General features: G+C 39.8%; 3 protein-coding genes. 2 read left to right on the plus strand and 1 reads right to left on the minus strand.

From position 1 onward, the window contains the following. Nucleotides 1-624: 624 nt before the first annotated feature. On the plus strand, nt 625-1,071 hold the full coding sequence (locus ACFE90_RS35090) for a Fur family transcriptional regulator (protein ID WP_375506884.1): 447 nt from the start codon (nt 625-627) through the stop codon (nt 1,069-1,071). A 157-nt stretch (nt 1,072-1,228) separates the two neighbouring features. Here ACFE90_RS35090 and ACFE90_RS35095 read toward each other — a convergent pair whose 3' ends face one another. Next, nucleotides 1,229-4,204, minus strand: a complete 2,976-nt coding sequence (locus ACFE90_RS35095; protein ID WP_375506885.1) for a pentapeptide repeat-containing protein — start codon at nt 4,202-4,204, stop codon at nt 1,229-1,231. A gap of 143 nt (nt 4,205-4,347) precedes the next feature. On the opposite strand from ACFE90_RS35095, the gene ACFE90_RS35100 reads away from it, so the two are divergent. Next, the gene (locus ACFE90_RS35100) at nt 4,348-6,129 is read left to right on the plus strand and encodes a DUF3685 domain-containing protein (RefSeq protein WP_375506886.1); all 1,782 of its coding nucleotides are present in this window, start codon (nt 4,348-4,350) and stop codon (nt 6,127-6,129) included. Nucleotides 6,130-6,148: the final 19 nt, after the last annotated feature.

A 6,148-nucleotide genomic window follows, 5' to 3' on the forward strand; every position in this document is an offset into this window, starting at 1 on the left:
GGTATCAATGTTCTCACCTTCCAGTCTCAACCTCTTTAATTCACATTAGGCGTAAATTAGTATTTACTAATACTTTATTTGCTAATAATTGGTCAACCTATACAAGGTCTATACACAAATCTGACCTTCTCTAATTTATTTGATACTTTTGCTTAGTTTTCTTCACTGGTTATAACAAATATACATCTAGTTGCTAGCCTTGATATAAGCAGATGGCGATACCTGCGGCGGACTACGCCTACGCCACTCACGTATACCGAATTTCTAAAGTTAAATGTTACTTTCGTAATGGCGATAAGTACTTGCCTTTAACTAAAAAATTACTACACGATTAACATGGTGTGGCATTGGAACTAGCCTACTTGGGGCAGGCGTTACCTTTCCCAAGGTGGACATTTACAGCAATTTTAAGTTAAAGTTGTAATGAGTTTGTTTTAGATTAAGGTCTGACAAAGTAGCCGTCAATAAGCAAAAAAATCATTATCGCAACCTGTAACTTCCGCAGCATCAAAAGCCAAAACACAAGTACAGGTAGAAAAAGTAGTGTGCAATATCATTGCATATATTAAATAAGCAATAAACATTTAAATGGGAAAATTCCCTCAACAGTTAAGAAGCTGTAATATGGAAAAACAAACAATTTCTACAAAACCAATTCGTTCCCTAGAAGATGCACTTGAGCAGTGCCAAATTCTGGGTATGCGCGTCAGCCGTCAGCGTCGCTTTATTCTGGAATTACTTTGGCAAGCAAATGAACATCTTTCTGCTAGAGAGATTTACGATCGCTTGAACCAACAAGGTAAAGATATCGGTCATACTTCTGTTTATCAAAATTTAGAAGCATTATCCAGTCAGGGCATCATTGAGTGTATTGAACGTTGTGATGGGCGTTTGTACGGCAATATTAGTGATTCTCACAGTCATGTAAACTGTATAGATACAAATCAAATTCTTGATGTTCATGTGGAACTGCCAGAAGAGTTAATCCGCAAAATTGAAGAAGAAACAGGAGTGCGGATTACTGACTACAGTATTAACTTTATTGGCTACCGTAACCCGCAAGAGGGCTAGTGCCGCAAGGCAGAAGTCAAAAGTCATGCATTCAAAAGTCAAAAATTTTGGGCTTTCTGGCTGTAATGAAATGGGAGGTTTATTTCCGCCTACCTGTGGTAGGAAACAGGGACAAGGGGACAAGGACGAGAATAAGCAATGCCCAATTTCCTATTCCCTATTCCCCAATAGAATTATTACCAAAAATTGTCTCATCATCGGTATCATCATATAAATCTTCTGGTAAAATTGTGCCTTCAGAGCTTTCAATTAGTCCGATCGCAGGGATTTTATTCCAATTATTATCTGTGTTTGTCGCAATTTTGACGGTACTTAATAAAGGCTGTTGCGATGCCTGCGGCGGTAAACTACGCGAATACTTCAATTTTTGAAACGACTCTTGCGAGAAGGAAGCATCTTCATCGCTGGCTAATTTTTTATCAGTCTCAGTGAGAATGGCATCAAATAAGCAGGCGTTAGTGAGATTGGCAGAATTAAGATTTGCGCCTGTAAGATTTGCCTGTTGAAGGTTTGCGCCTGTAAGGTTTGCGCCTGCGAGGTTCGCCTGTTGCAAATTCGCTCCAGCTAAATTCGCCCCGATTAACTCCGCATTGGATAAGTTTGTCTGCTCAAGATTTACCCCAGTTAACATTACTTGTAACAAAGAGGCTCCCGATAAATTGAGTCCAGCCAAAGACTTAATTCGGGTTGCGAAGGCATTCTTATGTAAAAGGCTTGTTCTAGCAATTAGCGCACTTAAAGCCTCTGGATTGAATTCTGCTAAATTGACTGGATTCCCACAAGGCCAAAAGGGAACTTTTGTTTCTCGGTAGCAAGCACAAAGCAATAAAAACACATTCAGTCCCACACCAGCATTCACCTGCTCAACATTCACTGGGTTTTGCAGTGCGTGAAAATGACTCAAAGCTTTGTGAGCTATCCCTTCATCCAACCAATAGCCTTGACAGTAAGCACGCCAGAAAGACAAAAGCCGTTGGAACAAAACTTCAAAGGAAAACTTGTGCTTTTGCTCCTGGCGTAAAATTGCGATGGCCAATTCCTCAATTTCTTGGCTAAGTATCCCGTAACCCAGTAAATTGTAAATATGTTGGGCTACACCACTAGGAGAATCAACTACAAAAGTGAGCGTGCCATAAACTTCATCTTGGCACTGAGTCAACAATTTCAACTCAGCAGTCACAGCCTCAGCACAAAGATATTCTCCTAACTTAATATGCGAAAACTCAATTAAACTAGTTTTTGCTGCGCTTTCTAAATTCCAAATTTTAAAATAAAACCCTGATAGAGTATTTGCTTCCTCAGCCAAATTAATTTGATGACGTTGTGAGTGTAAAATTTTCAGAGCGATCGCTTGCATTTGTTCAAGTAAATCTTGGGGATGACGACTAGCGAGTAAATTAGCGATCGCTTCTGGAGTCCGGTAGATATGAGCCAATCCTGAGCGTAGTAACATCGTCTTAATACCGCCAGTTAGCGGATAGCCCAACAACCAGCGACTCAGGCGATGATGAATTTCCCATAACAGAGAAGACTTTGGATTATTAGCAGCTAAGTGTAATAGTTCATCATCTAGCAGTCCCTCTCGGTGTAAAATGCCCAACAAATGCAGCATTAGGGGTTGACGGACAAGGACAGATAATTCTCTTAACTTTGATTGACTGGCAAATAACCCTGCCTGTTTTAAGAATGTAAAGAAATTTTGAGCGATCGCTAACGATTGCACTTTTGTCCATTGCTGAAACCATTGTTTAAGTTCCTCCGCATCCAACGGTTGAATGATAATTCGCTTCAATGGCAACGGTATTTCTGGGGCAATTTCTTGTAATGTAGTTGATCGACTCGTTAAGAAAATTTTGTGTCTATGCTGAGATTGAAAGTTCAGTAATTGCTGAATAAAAATTGCTTTTGCCCTTATACCATGAGCAGAAGGGGGTAGTTCATCCAAACCATCCAGCAGCAACAAACAAGAGAGATTTTCTTGCTCTAACCAAGTTGAAAGATTAACACCAAAGGCAGAATTTAGGGTTTCGATGAAAGTTTTGCTATAAGTTACATCTCGTAACCTAATTAGTATAGGCATCCAATTAGGGTAAAATTCTTGTGCTATCTGTGCTGCCCAAAGTTGACAAAAACTAGTTTTTCCATAACCAGGCTCCGCCTCAATGAGAGCGATCGTTTCTAAATCAGCTAGCTGTTGCTGCGCCCATGTTTTTAAATCAACTGGCTTAACAGTTTTTTTATCCTGCTCAGAAATATTTTCCTCTATTGGTAAGCCTTTTTGTGCAACATAGATATCCTTGAGGGCAAAGGATTCCATGAGCAACGGCATACTAAGGTTTTTAATCAAACTTGCCCGATAATGTTCTCGGTGCAAATCAATTTTATCAGTGGCTATAGAACCCAGTTCTGGGGTGATCAAATTGGGAGATAATGAAATCCCTAAACGAAAAAATTTTTGCAGTTGAGCTAAAGGTGCAGCATTTTCGGTAACGACTACCAGTAAGTGACCAGGAAGTGAGTTGAGCAAACGCTCTGTTAGGAGTTTAGCTTCAGGTTCCTCTGCACCATTGGCAACTAACCAAGCTATAGCAGCGTTATTTATTTGTTGCACCAGTAATGAGTCGGCAACCAAAGACAGCGCTTGTTCAGCTTGAGTGTCAGTTAATTTACCTGGACTGAGAGTTTTTAGTAACCCTTGCAGTTGCGGATCTTGGAGGGTCAATTTACCCACTTCCTGCTTCAGAATGTGTGGTGGGATGGGTATATTTGCCCGGTCTAGCCACGGTCTTTGCAGGCTTGCTTCCTGCTCTATAATTGCTTGCAAAGCTTGGAGATAGCCAATTTGAAAAGCTAGCCATGTGCCTTCGTTACGTTTTAACGGTTTTTTTTGGCTGAGGCTACGCAACAGGTTTTCTGTCAACTGGGAAATGAAATTGATTTCTTCCCAAACAATAGCTAAGGGCAGTTCTAAGACCTCTACCAAGGTACAGATATCAAAAGGCATCAAGCTTTTGACTTCCATATCCTGAACAATTCGGTAGGCAATACCTGCCAATTGTCCCGCCGAAAATCCTTTGATTTGATTGATTGCGATATAGCGTTCTGCCAACCAGTGCCGAATACTCAAGTTCATTTAATTACACAGTGACGGCTGTATAAGGCAATTATGATCGATTTATCAGTTTGCGAAAACAGGTAACAATGGGGAAGACAAAGTTTTGTATCAAAGTTGTTTTCTGATTGGTAAAAAACAGTGCTTGTGTAATTGAGTAGATAATGAGCGATCGCCCTCTAAAATTATTGTTAATCGACCAAGACCCGATTTTTCGTCTGGGATTACGGGTAGCTCTAGAAGCAATTCCTAACCTACTAGAAGTAACAGGAGTAGTAGAAACTGATACTGCTGCCTTGCAGATTTTAGCAGAAATTGCCCAAGAAGACCCAAATCAGGTAAATTTGGTGGTTTTGGAATTCGGTAATGGTCGCTCCACTACCAGTCAACAGCTAGGTTTACAATTCTGTCGGCAACTCAAAGCCTTATATCCCAACCTGCCAATTTTGCTTCTCAGTTCTATTCAAGAACAAGGACTGCTATTGGCTGCAAAATCTGTTGGAATTAATGGCTACTGCCCCAAAGGTACACCACTTACTGAGTTAGTCGCTGCCATGCAAGAAGTTGCAAATGGTGGTTCCTATTGGTTTCAGGACACGGAAGCAATCATAATTCCTAACTCCCTATACGGGTTTAACAATCCTAAACCCCCACTCCCAACTCCCCACTCCCCACTCCCTTTCTATAAACTCCGAAATAATTTCCGTTTGTCAGGAATTGCTCACATTGAAGCTACCCTAGCCGCAGTAACAGCACAATTACAAGTTCCCGGACTACCAGTATTAGATCGAGCAATTCTAGCTGGACAGAGGCGAGAACTGCTAGCGGCTCGTTGGTTGCTAAATCGGTTGTTGGTTTCATCACAAGAAAAGCAAGAGGAAGATATTCCCGTTGCTGATGAGTCGCCTGTCACTCCTTGGTTGAGTAATGCCATTCAACAAAGGCAAACTGTGCCACCTTTACTTAGTCCGGGAACACTACAATCTGCATTATTTGCATCTTGTATTACCAAACTTCAATTTCCTTTACGAAATGTCACAGATATACCTTTAGAAATCGACATATTTCGTGAAGATAAAAAACGAGAATTACTTTATCTTATCCTGCAAAAACTGGCTGAACAGTTAGATGAATTGCGTACATCTCAAATAGAGATAAATCAATTATATGAAGTGAAATTTAGATTATTACGCGAGTTATGGCAAGCAGCAATTACAGATTTTTTTGGTAAGTTTTCTCGGATAAGATTAGGAAATCAAAATATAGAAATTGTTAATTATTTATTACCAAACATAGAAGTTGTCCAAACAGATATTCTTAATAAAATTCCGTTAGTTTGTGAGTTGTATTCCTATCTAATGTTTCAAACAGAATTGAACATTGATAATATTTCCTATCCAGTAGTCAGTGCTGAAGCCAAATCCCAAGCATTAATGATTTTAGAGAACTTGTTGATTCAGGTAGCGAATGGGGTAGTGCAACCATTGCTAAATTCTTTAGCAGATGTAGAGGTGATTAAGCAAAAGTTTTATGGACGGCAATTGATTTCCACTAGAGATATTGAAAGATTTAGAAATGATTTGTCGTGGAAATATAGATTAAGAAATTATATAAATGAGCCAAAAGCAGTTTTTGAAAGTCGCTATGAACTATTTGTAATTGCGCCTCGTGGTATTGCCAATACTTCAGTTTACGCTCCTCGGAATCAGGAATTAGTAAAACTTTCTAATATTCCTTTAGTAGTGACGTTACTTTTAGAATTTAGTGATGCGATCGCACCGCGTTTAAAATCACTATTAGCTGTTGTAGGTAGCGGTATAGTCTTCATTCTCACGCAAATCATTGGTAGAGGTTTAGGTTTAATCGGTCGTGGTATTCTTCAAGGTATTGGTAGTGCTTCGTTAATAGAAAAGAATTTTAGACGAAATAGCGATCGATCCAAGTGAAGAGGCAGGGGGCAGGGAG

The sequence above is a fragment of the uncultured Nostoc sp. genome, assembly GCF_964245445.1.
Classification (GTDB): Bacteria; Cyanobacteriota; Cyanobacteriia; order Cyanobacteriales; family Nostocaceae; genus Nostoc.

What these genes read in the sequence shown, in the direction of transcription:
- ACFE90_RS35100 (WP_375506886.1), top strand. Translation starts at nt 4,348, where the DNA reads ATGAGCGATCGCCCTCTAAAATTATTGTTAATCGACCAAGACCCGATT.
- ACFE90_RS35095 (WP_375506885.1), bottom strand. Translation starts at nt 4,204, where the DNA reads ATGAACTTGAGTATTCGGCACTGGTTGGCAGAACGCTATATCGCAATC.
- ACFE90_RS35090 (WP_375506884.1), top strand. Translation starts at nt 625, where the DNA reads ATGGAAAAACAAACAATTTCTACAAAACCAATTCGTTCCCTAGAAGAT.